General features: G+C 66.3%; 14 protein-coding genes. 5 read left to right on the top strand and 9 right to left on the bottom strand.

Annotation, left to right across the window (positions count from 1 at the left end; translation table 11 throughout):
- Positions 1-78: 78 nt before the first annotated feature.
- The 4 genes from CY652_RS14605 (at position 79) to CY652_RS14590 (ending at position 2,783) form a co-directional block, all read left to right on the top strand.
- On the top strand, positions 79-963 hold the full coding sequence (locus tag CY652_RS14605) for a prepilin peptidase (RefSeq protein ID WP_102131531.1): 885 nt from the start codon (positions 79-81) through the stop codon (positions 961-963).
- Between the two features lie 2 nt (positions 964-965).
- Entirely contained in the window at positions 966-1,631 is a 666-nt protein-coding gene (coaE, locus tag CY652_RS14600) for a dephospho-CoA kinase (protein WP_102131434.1), read from the top strand.
- A gap of 105 nt (positions 1,632-1,736) precedes the next feature.
- Positions 1,737-2,492 carry a cell division protein ZapD gene (gene zapD / locus CY652_RS14595; RefSeq protein WP_102131433.1) on the top strand — a complete coding sequence of 252 codons (756 nt, stop codon included), beginning with the start codon at positions 1,737-1,739 and terminating at the stop codon, positions 2,490-2,492.
- A gap of 96 nt (positions 2,493-2,588) precedes the next feature.
- The gene (locus CY652_RS14590; RefSeq protein ID WP_102131432.1) at positions 2,589-2,783 is read left to right on the top strand and encodes a DNA gyrase inhibitor YacG; all 195 of its coding nucleotides are present in this window, start codon (positions 2,589-2,591) and stop codon (positions 2,781-2,783) included.
- Positions 2,784-2,875: 92 nt separating this feature from the next.
- Here the strand turns inward: CY652_RS14590 and CY652_RS14585 are convergent, their stop codons facing one another.
- From CY652_RS14585 to secA, 4 genes are all read right to left on the bottom strand, one after another.
- A complete protein-coding gene (locus CY652_RS14585; protein ID WP_102131431.1) occupies positions 2,876-3,316 on the bottom strand; it encodes an NUDIX domain-containing protein in 441 nt (146 codons plus the stop codon).
- Positions 3,313-4,182, bottom strand: a complete 870-nt coding sequence (locus tag CY652_RS14580; RefSeq protein WP_102131430.1) for an ATP-binding protein — start codon at positions 4,180-4,182, stop codon at positions 3,313-3,315. The genes CY652_RS14585 and CY652_RS14580 overlap by 4 nt, the downstream gene beginning before the upstream one ends.
- A gap of 20 nt (positions 4,183-4,202) precedes the next feature.
- Positions 4,203-5,441, bottom strand: coding sequence for a bifunctional glutamate N-acetyltransferase/amino-acid acetyltransferase ArgJ (gene argJ, locus CY652_RS14575; protein ID WP_102131429.1), 1,239 nt, complete (start codon positions 5,439-5,441; stop codon positions 4,203-4,205).
- Between the two features lie 158 nt (positions 5,442-5,599).
- On the bottom strand, positions 5,600-8,404 hold the full coding sequence (secA, locus tag CY652_RS14570; RefSeq protein WP_102131428.1) for a preprotein translocase subunit SecA: 2,805 nt from the start codon (positions 8,402-8,404) through the stop codon (positions 5,600-5,602).
- 259 nt (positions 8,405-8,663) lie between these two features.
- On the opposite strand from secA, the gene CY652_RS14565 reads away from it, so the two are divergent.
- A complete protein-coding gene (locus tag CY652_RS14565) occupies positions 8,664-9,161 on the top strand; it encodes a DciA family protein (RefSeq protein ID WP_102131427.1) in 498 nt (165 codons plus the stop codon).
- A 94-nt stretch (positions 9,162-9,255) separates the two neighbouring features.
- Here CY652_RS14565 and lpxC read toward each other — a convergent pair whose 3' ends face one another.
- The 5 genes from lpxC to CY652_RS14540 form a co-directional block, all read right to left on the bottom strand.
- The gene (lpxC, locus tag CY652_RS14560; RefSeq protein ID WP_102131426.1) at positions 9,256-10,173 is read right to left on the bottom strand and encodes a UDP-3-O-acyl-N-acetylglucosamine deacetylase; all 918 of its coding nucleotides are present in this window, start codon (positions 10,171-10,173) and stop codon (positions 9,256-9,258) included.
- Positions 10,174-10,423: 250 nt separating this feature from the next.
- Entirely contained in the window at positions 10,424-10,933 is a 510-nt protein-coding gene (locus CY652_RS14555) for a peroxiredoxin (RefSeq protein WP_102131425.1), read from the bottom strand.
- Between the two features lie 239 nt (positions 10,934-11,172).
- Complete coding sequence (gene ftsZ, locus CY652_RS14550; RefSeq protein ID WP_102131424.1) at positions 11,173-12,366, bottom strand: cell division protein FtsZ; 1,194 nt, start codon at positions 12,364-12,366, stop codon at positions 11,173-11,175.
- Between the two features lie 119 nt (positions 12,367-12,485).
- Positions 12,486-13,718 (bottom strand): cell division protein FtsA, encoded by a 1,233-nt coding sequence (gene ftsA, locus CY652_RS14545; RefSeq protein WP_102131423.1) that lies wholly within the window; start codon positions 13,716-13,718, stop codon positions 12,486-12,488.
- 27 nt (positions 13,719-13,745) lie between these two features.
- Positions 13,746-14,498: a cell division protein FtsQ/DivIB gene (locus CY652_RS14540; protein WP_102131422.1), complete on the bottom strand. Its 753-nt coding sequence runs from the start codon at positions 14,496-14,498 to the stop codon at positions 13,746-13,748.
- Positions 14,499-14,501: the final 3 nt, after the last annotated feature.

Genomic DNA, 14,501 nt, shown 5'->3' with positions numbered 1-14,501 from the left:
GCTGCCAGATTCCGGTTCCACACCATGTCCGCACATTTCCTGCCTACGTCCGCCCTTTTCTCCGACGGCCCGCTCGGCATGGCGGGCAACTTCGCCGCGTCGCTGGCCAACGCGCTCGCCGCGCTGCCGCAAGCCGTACTCGCCGCCTTCGCGATCGTCGTGGGCCTCATCGTCGGCAGCTTCCTGAACGTGGTCGTACACAGGCTGCCGATCATGATCGAGCGCGCATGGCGGGCCGACGTCTCTGACACGACCGGCCAGACCTTCCCCGACGACGGCCTGCCGGCACGCTACAACCTGTGTCTGCCGCGCAGCGCCTGCCCGCATTGCGGCCATATGCTGCCGGTATGGGAAAACATCCCGGTCGTTAGCTGGCTGGTGCTGCGAGGTCGCTGTTCGCACTGCCGTGCCCCGGTCAGCGTTCGCTACCTGCTGATCGAGCTCGCGGGCGCAGCCTGCGCCGCCGGCGCGTTCGCGGCGTTCGGCCCCACCGGCAAGGCCGTTGCCGCGTTTGCGTTTTGTGCGGCGCTGGTCGCGGCCAGTGCGATCGACCTCGAACACCAGTTGCTGCCGGATCTGCTTACCCTGCCGCTTCTGTGGGTCGGACTGGCCGTCAATCTCTCCGGCACGTTCGTGAGCCTGCACGACGCCGTGCTCGGCGCCATCGCCGGCTACCTGCTCCTGTGGTGCGTGTACTGGCTGTTCCGGCTGGTGCGGGGCATCGAGGGCATGGGTTACGGCGACTTCAAGCTGCTGGCCGCGCTCGGCGCCTGGCTCGGCTGGGCCGCCGTGCCGCAAATCGTCCTCATCGCGGCCGTGGCCGGCGCCGTCATCGGCCTCGCGGCCACCTGGTCCGGACGGATGCGCTTCGAGGAGCCGCTGCCGTTCGGGCCAAGTCTCGCGCTAGGTGCCGTGATCACGCTGTTTCTGGGTACGCCGTTTTATTTACCGCTCGGGAGTTGACGATGATGACCGTGGGACTGACGGGCGGCATCGGCAGCGGCAAATCCACCGTGGCGGACCTGTTCGCGGCACGCGGCGTGCCCATCGTCGATACCGACGTCATCGCGCATCGAATCACGGCGCCGGGCGGCGCGGCGATCGAACCGATCGCCGCGCAATTCGGCATGGACTACGTCACGCCGGACGGCTCGCTCGACCGCGCGAAGATGCGCTCGCTCGTTTTCAGCGACGAAACGGCCCGCAAACAGCTCGAAGCCATCACCCATCCGCTGATTCGCGCGGAAACCGTCCTCGCCTGCGAGGCGGCCAGGGGGCCCTACCTCATCGTCGTCGTGCCGCTATTGATCGAGTCGGGTACCTGGAAAACCCGCGTGCATCGCGTGCTCGACGTGGATTGCAGCGTGGAGACGCAAATCGCGCGAGTCATGCGCCGCAACGGGTTTGCACGCGAGCAGGTACTCGCTATCGTCGCGCGTCAGGCTCCGCGCGAGGCCCGCCTTGCCGCGGCCGACGAAGTCATCGTCAACGACCACGACGTCCCGCTCGAAAAGCTGTCGGACGAGGTAGACGCGCTGCATCGGAAATATCTGTCGCTTGCCGCTTCGGCAACCACCCGGCCGGACGGCTCGCCCGGCGCGCCGGACGCCCGGCAGCCGCCGTCCGGCTGAGCGGCGGGCGCCCGGCGAGACCGAGATTGCGACGGTGCTCCCGCAGCATTAGAATGTCCTGCAAATCCAGTCTCCCGTCACCGACCACGCCAGAGGCGAGCGCGCTTGATTCTTTACGAGTATCCCTTCAACGAGCGAATCCGGACGCTGCTACGCCTCGAAGACCTGTTCGAGCGCTTCACGTTCTTCCTGACCCAGGAGGATGCGAGGGAACACCATGTCGCGCTGACCACCCTGTTTGAAATTGTCGAGGTAGCGGGCCGTGCCGACCTGAAGTCCGACCTGATGAAGGAACTCGAGCGCCAGCGCCAGACGCTCGCGCCGTTTCGGGGCAATCCCGGCATCGAGCAGAATGCGCTCGAAGCCGTGCTCGGCGAAATCGAGCAGACGCTTGCCGGCCTCACCCAGATGCAAGGCAAAACGGGCCAGCATCTCACCGACAACGAGTGGCTCGCGAGCATCCGCAGCCGCACCATCATCCCTGGCGGCACCTGCCGGTTCGATCTGCCCTCGTACTATGCCTGGCAGCAGACGCATCCGGACCAGCGCCGGCAGGACATCGCGAAATGGGTCACGCCGCTGCTGCCGCTACGCGACGCGGCGTCCATCGTGCTGCGGCTCGCGCGCGAATCGGGTCAGGCGTCGAAGGTGATGGCCATGCAGGGCAGCTACCAGCAGATGTTGTCGGGCCGCTCCTATCAATTGATGCAGGTCCGCGTGGCACCGGATTTGCGCGTGATTCCGGAAGCCAGCGCCAACAAGTACATGCTGTGGGTCCGCTTTACCGTGCAGGACGGCGATTTGCGGCCCCGCGCGGTGGATGTCGACGTGCCGTTCCAGTTGACGCTGTGCAGCCTGTAGCCGTCGTCCCGGCACCCGCGCCGGGTGCTTCGACGGCATGAAAAATTTGCAAACCGCGCCGCAAATGACATGCGGCAGAGCCTGACGCCAGACCGAATGATCACCGTCGTCCAATGTCCAACCTGCGGCAAGGATGTCCGCTGGGTCCCCGAAAACCGCTTCCGCCCCTTCTGTTCCGAGCGCTGCAAGCAGATCGATCTCGGGGCCTGGGCCGCCGAAAAATACCGGATCGGCGGCACCGACGAGGAACCGCCCTCCGACGACGCGCCCCCCATCGATACGCGGCAATAAGGTTCGACCGCCGCTGCCCGGTTCCGGCCGATTCCCTTCCGGCCCGGACGCCGGCTTCGCTCCCCACCCGCGAACGCGCCGTTTCGGCCGTCTTACCCCTGCGCTAGCCACTCCAGCACCGGAATCGTGGCCGGCAGCAGCGGTTCGACCGTAGCCGGCAGCGCCTGCCAGGCCAGCGCCTGCCCTTCGCGCCCGCTGGGCTCCCCGCCCCAGTCCGTCACCTTGCAGAAATACAGGCGGACATAGGCATGCGGATAGTCGTGCTCGAGCGTGCGCCAGCGTTGACTGGCCTTCACGTCGATGCCGAGTTCTTCGTGAAGCTCGCGCGCGAGCGCGGCCTCGACCGATTCGCCGGCCTCGAGCTTGCCGCCCGGAAACTCCCAGTAGCCGGCGTACGGCTTGCCTTCCGGGCGTTGCGCCAGCAGATAGCGGCCGTCGGGCTGCACCAGCACGCCGACGGCCACCTCGGTCACCGGGCGCGGCGACCCTGGCGATGGGGCACTGGGCTCGCCCGCCGCCTGATCGCCGCTCACGCCTGCGCCTTCTTGCCGGACCAGTCGCGCGCGAACTGGTACGCCACGCGGCCCGAGCGCGAACCGCGCTCCAGCGCCCACACGAGCGCGTCGCCGCGGGCCGCCTCAGCCTCGGCGTCGTCGCAGCCGAAATGGCGCAGCCAGTGCTCCACAATGGTCAGGTAGTCGTCCTGCTTGAACGGATAGAAGCTGACCCAGAGCCCGAAACGCTCGGACAGCGAGATCTTCTCCTCGACCACCTCGCCGGGGTGAATCTCGCCGTCGGACGTGTGCTTGTAGCTCTCGTTGTCGCTCATGTACTCGGGCAGCAGATGACGCCGGTTCGACGTCGCGTAAATCAGCACGTTGTCCGACTGGGCCGCCACGGAGCCGTCGAGCGCGACCTTCAGCGCCTTGTAGCCCGACTCGCCGTCCTCGAACGAGAGGTCGTCGCAAAACACGACGAAACGCTCGGGCCGCGTGGAGATCAGATCGACGATGTCGCCGAGATCGTGCAGGTCGTCCTTGTCGACCTCGATGAGGCGCAGGCCGTCCTTCGCGAACGCGTTCAGGCACGCCTTGATCAGCGACGACTTGCCGGTGCCTCGCGCGCCCGTCAGCAGCACGTTGTTGGCCGGCTGGCAATGCACGAACTGGCGGGTGTTCTGCTCGATCAGCGCTTTCTGCCGGTCGATGTTCTGCAGGTCGTCGAGCGAAATGGAGGAGATGGCCGGCACGGGCTGCAGGAAGCCGCGGCCCTGGCGCCGGCGCCAGCGGAATGCGACGGCGGCATTCCAGTCGATTTCGGGCGCCGCCGGCGGCAGCATCGCTTCAAGTCGGCCGAGCAGGGTCTCGGCGCGCGTCAAAAATTGTTCGAGCTTATCCATGAGAAGACAATAATCAGCAATCAGGAACGGTAATCGGCATTGATGCTCACGTAATCGTGCGAGAGGTCGCACGTCCAGATGGTGGCGTCGGCGGCGCCGCGGCCCAGCACGACGCGAATCGCGATTTCGCTCTGCTTCATCACGCGCTGGCCGTCTTCCTCGCGATAGTCGGGATGACGCCCGCCGGCCGTCGCGACCAGCACGTCGTCGAGGTAGAGGTCGATCTTGCCGACGTCGAGATCGGTCACGCCCGCGTAGCCGATGGCGGCGAGAATCCGCCCGAGGTTCGGGTCCGACGCGTAGAACGCGGTCTTCACGAGCGGCGAATGGCCGATCGCGTAGGCGATCTGCCGGCATTCGGCCACGTTCGCCCCGCCCTCGACACGCACCGTCATGAACTTCGTCGCGCCTTCGCCGTCGCGCACGATGAGTTGCGAGAGCGTCTGCGCGACCCCGGTCACGGCGTCGCGCAGCGCCGCGTAGGCGGGCGAGTCGGTCGAGGTGACCGACAGCCCCGACTTGCCCGACGAGATCAGGATGAAGGAGTCGTTGGTCGACGTATCGCCGTCGATCGTGATGCAGTTGAACGAGCGGTCCGCCACGTGCTTGACGAGCGCGTCGAGCACCGGCTGGGAGACGGCCGCGTCGAAGGCGAGAAAGCCGAGCATCGTCGCCATGTTCGGCTTGATCATGCCGGCGCCCTTGCTGATGCCGGTCAGCGTCACCGTATGGCCGTCGATGCTCACCTGGCGCGAAGCCGCCTTCGGCAGCGTGTCGGTCGTCATGATCGACTGCGCCGCGTCATACCAGTTCGCCGCCGCGCGGTTCGCGAGCGCGGCCGGCAGGCCGGCCTTCACGCGCTCGACGGGCAGCGGCTCGAGAATCACGCCCGTCGAGAACGGCAGCACTTGCTGCGGCTCGATATCGGCAAGACGCGCGAGCTCGGCGCAAGTCGCGCGGGCGTCGGCGAGGCCCGGCTCGCCGGTCCCCGCGTTCGCGTTGCCCGTGTTGACGACGAGCGCCCGGATTCCCTTGCCGCCCGTGCGCACCTGGTCCAGATGCTCGCGGCACACCGTGACGGGCGCGGCGCAGAAACGGTTCAGCGTGAACACGCCCGCCACGGTCGCCCCTTCCTCGAGGGAGATGACGAGCACGTCCTTGCGGTTCGGCTTGCGGATGTTCGCCTCGGCCCAGCCGAGCGTCACGCCGGCGACCGGATGGAGTTGTGCGGGATCGATCGAAGGGAAATTGACAGCCATGATGGCGTCCTGTCGAAAAGTCATGCCCGGACTACGGCAGCGAGCCGTCGCGGTCCGGGCATCGGAAAAACGAGGTACAAGGCCCGGAACGTCGTCCGGACCGCCGGAGAATCAGCGGCAGTGCCGCCGGCCGCGCATGCCGCGCGCCGCCACCGGCATCATACGATCCTGCCGTGACACTGCTTGTATTTCTTGCCGCTGCCGCAAGGGCATGGGTCGTTGCGGCCGACCTTCGGAATCTCCTGGCCGGGCGCCGCCGGCGCCGGTGCGGACGCCTGGGCGCCGCGGCTCATCGCTTCGCCGACCATCGCGGCCGCGGCATCCGCCGCCGGCATGACGGACTCCGCGAATTCGGCGTGACGGAATTCGACCTGGCCGAGCTGGCTGTTGCCGCTTTCCTCGATCTGCTCGGCGGCCTGTTCGAGCTGCTCCGGCGACTGGATGCGCACGTTCATCACGATGCGCGTAACTTCCTGCTTCACCGAGTCGAGCATCGCGGCGAACAGTTCGAACGCCTCGCGCTTGTATTCCTGCTTCGGATTCTTCTGCGCGTAGCCGCGCAGATGGATGCCCTGGCGCAGATGCTCGAGCGCCGCGAGGTGTTCGCGCCAGTGACGGTCGAGCGTCTGGAGCATCACCGAGCGTTCGAACCCGCTGAACGACTCGCGGCCGACCAGCTCGACCTTCTGCTCGTAGGCCTCGTCCGAGGCGGCGAGCACCGCCTCGAGAATCTCGTCCGCGTCGATCGACTGCGATTCGTTGATCATCTCCTGAATCGCGAGGTCGAGCTGCCACTCGTTGCGCAGCTCGTTTTCGAGCTCGGGCGCTTCCCACTGCTCCTCGATGCTGGCCTGCGGCACGAACTGGTGGACGATGTCCGTGATCACGCCATGACGCATGGCGCCGATGGTCTCGGTGATGTCGTTCGCCTCGAGCAACTCGTTGCGCTGCTGGTAGATCACCTTGCGCTGGTCGTTCGCGACGTCGTCGTATTCGAGCAACTGCTTGCGGATGTCGAAGTTGCGCGCCTCGACCTTGCGCTGCGCCGATTCGATCGAGCGCGTGACAATGCCGGCCTCGATCGCCTCGCCGTCCGGCATCTTCAGGCGATCCATGATCGCGCGCACGCGGTCGCCCGCGAAGATGCGCAAAAGCGGGTCCTCGAGCGACAGATAGAAGCGCGACGAGCCCGGGTCGCCCTGACGGCCCGCGCGGCCGCGCAACTGGTTGTCGATGCGGCGCGACTCGTGGCGCTCGGTGCCGATGATGTGCAGGCCGCCCGCCGCCTTCACCTCGTCGTGCAGCGTCTGCCATTCGTCGTGCAGTTGCTGGATGCGGCGCGCCTTTTCGTCGGCCGGAATCGACGGGTCGGCCTCGAGCAGCGAAGCCTGCTTCTCGACGTTGCCGCCGAGCACGATGTCGGTGCCGCGGCCGGCCATGTTGGTCGCGATTGTGATGCGCCTCGGCCGCCCGGCTTCGGCGACGATCGCGGCCTCGCGCGCGTGCTGCTTCGCGTTGAGCACCTCGTGCGGCAGGCTGGCCTTGTCGAGCAGGTTCGACAGCAGCTCGGAATTCTCGATCGAGGTCGTGCCGACGAGAACGGGCTGGCCGCGCTCGTAGCAGTCGCGGATGTCGCGGATCAGCGCGTCGTAACGCTCCCGCGCGGTCTTGTAGATCTGGTCCTGACGGTCGAGACGCCTGGGCGTGCGGTTGGTCGGAATCACGACTGTTTCGAGGCCGTAGATTTCGTTGAACTCGTAGGCTTCCGTGTCGGCGGTGCCGGTCATGCCCGAGAGCTTCGCGTACATGCGGAAGTAGTTCTGGAACGTGATCGAGGCAAGCGTCTGGTTTTCGCTCTGGATCTTCACGTGCTCCTTCGCCTCGACGGCCTGGTGCAGGCCGTCGGACCAGCGGCGTCCGCCCATGAGCCGGCCCGTGAACTCGTCGACGATGATCACCTCGCCGTTCTGCACCACGTAGTGCTGGTCGCGATAGAACAGCGTGTGGGCGCGCAGCGCCGCGTACACGTGGTGCATCAGCGTGATGTTCTGCGGCGCGTACAGGCTCTCGCCCTCGCCGATCAACCCCCACTCGGCCAGCATGCGCTCGGCCTTCTCGTGCCCCGATTCGGTCAGGAACACCTGGCGGGCCTTCTCGTCGAGCGTGTAGTCGCCGGGCTTCTCGACGCCGGTGCCGTCGGCCTTCTCCTCGCCGATCTGGCGCTCGAGCAGCGGCGGCAGCGCGTTCATCCGCACGTAGAGTTCGGTGTGATCCTCGGCCTGGCCCGAAATGATGAGCGGCGTGCGCGCCTCGTCGATCAGGATCGAGTCCACCTCGTCGACGATCGCGAAGTTCAGCGCGCGCTGCACCCGCGCCTCGGTCTCGTAGACCATGTTGTCGCGCAGGTAATCGAAGCCGAACTCGTTGTTGGTGCCGTAGGTGATGTCCGCCGCGTAAGCCTGCTGCTTCATCGCGTGGTCCATCTGCGAGAGATTGATGCCGACCGTGAGCCCGAGGAAGTTGTAGAGGCGCCCCATCCACTCGGCGTCGCGCTGCGCGAGATAGTCGTTCACCGTGACGACGTGGACGCCGCGGCCCGACAGCGCGTTCAGGTAGGCCGCGAGCGTCGCGACGAGCGTCTTGCCCTCGCCCGTGCGCATTTCGGCGATCTTGCCGTAATGGAGCACCATGCCGCCGATCAACTGGACGTCGAAGTGCCGCATTTTCAGCACGCGGCGGCTCGCTTCCCGGCAAACCGCGAACGCTTCGGGCAGCAGTTCGTCAAGCGACGTGCCGCTGGCGACGCGCTGACGGAATTCCGCCGTCTTCGCCTTGAGCTGCTCGTCCGTGTATTGCTCGATCTGCGGTTCGAGCGCGTTGATCGCCGCGACGGTCTTCTGGTATTGCTTGATCAGTCGCTGATTGCGGCTGCCGAAAATTTTCTGTAGGAAACCGGTGGTCATCGGATCGATGTCTGCGTCGCGGCTTCAGCCGGGTGGCTGCAAACAACCCGGATCGGACCTCGGCGGCTTAAGTCCAAATTGGTGGATTCGAATCGGGCATTTTAGCACGCGCCCTCGTGCCCGCCTGTGTCGGAAGCCACGCCGGAGGGGGCGGCACAACCTCGCGCGAAACGGCTTGCCGTATGCGTCGCGCCCGCCTCGTCAGGCTACAATCGCACGATGCGTGCAGCGCACGCCAACCGCCCGCTTCCCTCTTCACATGAGTCGCTTTTCGCCCTTTGCAAGGCCGTCCCCGACGCGATACGCGACCCGGTCCGCCCAGCCGGTCGCCGAAGTGCTCGGCCGCACCGAAGCGTTCGCGCCGCTGCGGGCGGGCGTCGAACAGATCGCGGCCATCGAGCGCGATCTGATGCGGTTATTGCCCGACTACATGGTGTCGAGCGTCGAACCGGGCTTCATCCGGGACGGCACGCTGGTTCTATTCGCCGCGCATAACGCGCTGGCGGCGCGGCTCAGGCATCTCGAACCGAGCCTCGTGAGCGACCTGCAGGCGCGCGGCTGGTCGCTGAACGCGCTGCGCATCCGCGTGCGTCCGCGGTCGATGCAGGAGCCGCCGCAACCGAAACAGGCGCGCATGACGCCCGCCGGGGCCGCCGCGCTCATGGCCCTGAGCGAAACGCTCACGCCGTCGCCGCTCCAGACGGCGCTGGCGAAAATGGCGGCGAGGCATTTGAGGAAAGACGGCGAAGGCCGATAGATCGCCGGGACGGCAGCCCGGTTTTCGGACGACGGAGAATCGGGCAGGCGGAAAAATGCCGTTCGATCCGCCGCTGGCGGATCGAAGGAAAGAATCAGGCGAAAGCCGTCTGCGCTTCGTAGCCGAAGCCGCGCGGAGCCTTCTGCGTGTCGTCGAACGTCACGACTTCGTAGGCATCTTCCTGGGCGAGCAATCCGCGCAGCAGCGCGTTGTTCAGGCCGTGCCCCGACTTGTACGCCGTGTACGACGCGAGAAGCGGATGCCCGATCACGTACAGGTCGCCGATCGCGTCGAGCATCTTGTGCTTGACGAACTCGTCGTCGTAGCGCAGCCCGTCGTTGTTCAGGATGCGGTACTCGTCGAGCACGATGGCGTTGTCCATGCTGCCGCCGCGCGCAAGCCCCAGCTCGCGCATCATCTCGACTTCGTGCGCGAAACCGAACGTCCGCGCCCGCGCGATCTCGCGCACGTAGGACGTGTTGGCGAAATCGACCTCGAGGGCCTGGCCGGTCTTGTCGACCGCCGGATGACGAAAGTCGATCGTAAACTTGAGCTTGAAGCCGAAATACGGATCGAGGCGCGCGAACTTGTCGCCTTCGCGGATTTCCACCGGCTTCTTCACCTTGATGAACTTCTTCGGCGCGTTCTGCTCCTCGATGCCGGCCGACTGGATCAGGAACACGAACGAAGCGGCGCTGCCGTCCATGATCGGAATTTCCTCGGCCGTCACGTCGACGTAAAGATTGTCGATGCCGAGGCCGGCGCACGCCGACATCAGGTGCTCGACCGTCGAAACCCGCGCACCGTCCTTCTGCAGCACCGAAGCGAGGCGCGTGTCGCCGATCGACATCGCGGACGCCGGAATGTCCACCGGCGTCGGCAAATCCACGCGCGAAAAGACGATGCCCGTGCCCGGCGCCGCCGGACGGAGCGTCAGGTCGACTTTCCGGCCCGAGTGCAGGCCGATGCCGACTGTCTTCACGATCGATTTGATGGTCCGCTGCTTCAACATGATGTTTTTTCTATCTTCGATTGAAAACCCCAATTGGGATTTCTCACTTCATAGCCCGAATTATACTCCAAGCGACCGGATCCGTCGTTGCAGGGAACGTGACAATCTGTTTCCCGGTGTTACTCCCCGCCGGAAAACGGCGGGCCAATGCCGAAATGGAGGCGTTTCCGGCAATTGGCCCGCGTAATGGCCCGTCACAAACGCACGCCGCACCGTGTTGCGCGAGGGCAACGCTGGGCGCCGCGCGCCGTCAGGCCTGACTCAATGTGGCGAGAATGCTGGCCGCATCGCTGACTTCGAACTTGCCGGGCGCCTCGACGTGCAGCGTCTTGACCACGCCGTCGTCGATCACCATCGCGTAGCGCTGGGAGCGAATGCCCATGCCACGCGCCGACAAATCCTGCTCCAGACCGAGCGCACGGGTAAATGCCGCGCTGCCGTCCGCCACCATGCGCACCTTGCCCGAGGTGTGCTGATCGCGGGCCCACGCACCCATCACGAACGCGTCGTTGACCGACACGCACCAAACCTCGTCGACGCCCGCCGCGCGCAGTTGTGCGGCATGTTCGACATAGCCCGGCACGTGTTTGGCCGAACAGGTCGGCGTGAACGCGCCCGGCAGGCCGAAGATCACCACCCGGCGGCCCGCCGTCTGTTCCCGCACGCTGAAACTGTTCGGTCCTACCGTGCAGCCCTCGCCCGCCACTTCGACGAACTCGAAGAGCGTCGCATCGGGCAACCTGTCTCCTGGCTTGATCATCGCTCGTCCTTTGTCTCGATACCGAAGCATTCCACTCGCTACCCGCACCCTGCCGACTCGCCCGGCGTCGTGCGCTGGCGACGCGCCGCCCGGCCCTTCGCGAAAGCGAAGCGGGCAACGATCCCTGCCGCGCATCCTGCGAAACGCGGCTTGCCGGTCTCACTCGACGTCGCGCGCCGTCCCGTCTACCGGCGGGCGGGCGCCCCTGCGCCACGCCGCGCCGCAGGCGGACCGGCGCGTCAGTCCGCCTGCTTGCGCAGAAACGCCGGAATATCGTACGTGTCGACGCCCTTTTCCTGCAGCGCCTGCACGTGCGAGGCCGCCGTGTCGCGCGAGGTGCGCCACACCGCCGGCGTGTCGAGCGCGCCGTAGTCGGCCACGCCCGTATTCTGCGGAGCATACGCCTGCTGCGCCGCGCCGACCGGCTGGTTGTCGGTACCGGTGCGCAGCAGCGTCATCGGCGTCGATTGCTGCTTCTTCGCCGCGCGGCCGAGGCCCGTCGCGACGACCGTCACGCGCAGCGCATCGCCCATCGCGTCGTCGTACACGGCACCGAAAATCACGGTCGCGTCTTCCGCCGCGTAGCTCTTGATCGTGTTCATCACTTCGCGCGTTTCCGACAGACGCAGCGAGCGGCTCGACGTGATGTTCACGAGCACGCCGCGCGCGCCCGAAAGATCGACGCCTTCGAGCAGCGGACTCGCCACGGCCTGCTCGGCCGCGAGGCGCGCGCGATCGACGCCGGCGACGGTCGCCGTGCCCATCATCGCCTTGCCCTGCTCGCCCATCACCGTCTTCACGTCTTCGAAGTCGACGTTCACGAGACCGTCGACGTTGATGATTTCGGCAATCCCCGCGACCGCGTTGTTCAGAACGTCGTCCGCGCACTGGAAGCATTTGTCCATCTCGGCGTCATCGCCCATCACCTCGAACAGCTTGTCGTTCAGAACGACGATCAGCGAGTCGACGTGATCCTCCAGTTGCTGCGAACCTGCCTCCGCCACGCGCATGCGCTTGCCGCCCTCGAATTCGAACGGCTTGCTGACCACGCCGACGGTCAGGATACCCATTTCCTTCGCGATCTGCGCGACGACCGGAGCCGCGCCCGTCCCGGTGCCGCCGCCCATGCCGGCCGTGATGAACACCATGTGCGCGCCGCGCAGCGCGTCCGCGATGCGCTCGCGCGCCTCTTCCGCGGCGGCGCGGCCCATCTCCGGCTTCGCGCCGGCGCCGAGCCCCGTGCTGCCGAGCTGGATCACCGCCGATGCGCGCGAGCGCGAAAGCGCCTGTGCGTCGGTGTTCATGACGACGAAATCGACGCCCTGAACACCCCGATTGATCATGTGCTGCACGGCATTGCCGCCAGCGCCACCAACCCCCACCACCTTGATGATGGTGCCGTTGGTTTCCGTTTCCAGCATCTGGAATTCCATGTTGCCTCCGTCAAGAAAAAAGTGCTACGCCTCGGCCGTTATCCGGCGGGAAGTCGGGCAACCTCCCACCGCGCGCCGGCCGCCGTCACCCGCGCGTATTTCGAAAACGCTCCAACCCGTCAGAAGTTGCCGAGGAACCATTCCTTCATCCGCGTGAAAACCTGGCCCATCGACCCCGACTGCACCGCAACCTTGCGTCCGCGCATGCGCTGCGCGCGCCCCTCGACGAGCAGTCCCATCGCCGTCGAGTAGCGCGGATTGCGCACCACGTCGGCGAGACCGCCCTCGTACTCCGGCACGCCGATGCGCACCGGCTTCAGAAAAATGTCCTCGCCGAGCTCGACCATGCCCGGCATCATCGAGGCGCCGCCCGTCAGCACGACGCCCGAGCTCAGCAGCTCCTCGTACCCCGACTCGCGCACCACCTGCTGCACGAGCGAAAACAGTTCCTCGACGCGCGGCTCGATCACGGCCGCGAGCGCCTGGCGCGACAGCGTGCGCGGACCGCGCTCGCCGAGCCCCGGCACTTCGATCATCTCGTCCGGATCGGCGAGCGCCTGCTTCGCGATGCCGTAATCGACCTTGATGTCCTCGGCATCGGGCGTCGGCGTGCGCAGCGCCATCGCGATGTCGCTCGTGATCTGGTCGCCCGCGATCGGGATCACGGCCGTGTGCCGAATTGCACCCTCGCTGAAGATCGCGATGTCGGTCGTGCCGCCGCCCACGTCCACGAGCACGACGCCGAGCTCCTTCTCGTCGTCGGTCAGCACCGCGAGCGACGAGGCGAGCGGCTGCAGGATCAGGTCGTTGACCTCGAGCCCGCAGCGGCGCACGCATTTGACGATGTTCTGCGCGGCGCTCACCGCGCCCGTCACGATGTGCACCTTCACTTCCAGCCGGATGCCGCTCATGCCGATCGGCTCGCGCACGTCCTCCTGGCCGTCGATGATGAATTCCTGCGTGAGGATGTGCAGCACCTGCTGGTCGGTCGGGATGTTGATCGCCTTCGCGGTCTCGATCACGCGCGCGACGTCGGCCTGCGTCACCTCCTTCTCCTTGATCGCGACCATCCCGCTCGAGTTGAAGCTGCGGATATGACTGCCGGCGATGCCCGTGAAGACGTTGGTGATCTTGCAGTCCGCCATCAGCTCCGCCTCTTCGAGCGCCCGCTGGATGGACTGCACCGTGGCCTCGATGTTCACCACGACGCCCTTCTTGAGCCCCTTCGATTCGCTCTGGCCGAGACCGATCACCTCGTAATGGCCTTCGCCCTTGAGCTCGGCGACGACGGCCACTATCTTCGACGTTCCGATGTCGAGGGCGACCAGCAGATCCTTGTAGTCTTTACTCATAGCGTGCTCGTTGCGTGTGATGTCCTGTTACTTCCTGCCCTGGTTGGGGTCGCTGATGAAACGCATGCCCGCCGCGCGAACGGCGAAACCGTTCGGATAGCGCAAGTCCGCATATTCGATGTCCTTCCCCCAACGTTGCGTCACCGCTGCCCAGGCCGCGGTCAGACGGCGCGAGCGATCCGCGAGCGTATTGCTGTTGCGCTCGCGCCCGAGTTCGACCTGCGTGCCGTTCGACAGCTTGACGGTCCACGCGTAGCGCGCCGAAAGCGTGACCGCCACCGGCGCGAGACCGATCACGCCGAACCACTTCTGGAAATCGTGATAGCGCGAGACGACCTCCGGCGCGCTGCCGTCCGGTCCGTCGAACGCGGGCAGCACGCCTTCCACCTCGCCCTGGTTCACCGTGAACAGATCGCCGTCGACGCTCACCAACTGGTTGCTGCCCCAGGTGCCGAGCGGCTTGTACTCGTCCAGCGAGACCGCCAGCTCGTTCGGCCAGACGCGGCGCACGCTCGCGCTGCGCACCCACGGCATCTGCTCGAACGCCTGGCGCGCGGCATCGAGATCGACGGTGAAGAAATTGCCCCTCAGCCGTCCGACCACGGTCGAGCGCACGGTGAGCGCGCTGATGTGGTCGGTGTCGCCCTCGATGCGGATCTCGCGCAGCGCGAAGTTGGGGCGCTGCACGAGCCAGTAGCCGCCCGCCGCCAGCAGCATGAGCACGAACAGCGCATGCAATGCGCTGGCGGCGAGATTGAGCTGGCGTACGTTGTTCCACATGTC

Origin of the sequence: Burkholderia sp. WAC0059 (assembly GCF_002870125.1) — a bacterium.
In the GTDB taxonomy this organism is placed as follows: Bacteria; Pseudomonadota; Gammaproteobacteria; order Burkholderiales; family Burkholderiaceae; genus Paraburkholderia.
The sequence above is the reverse complement of the archived record's forward strand: the minus strand, read 5'-3'. Positions and strand labels throughout refer to the sequence as shown.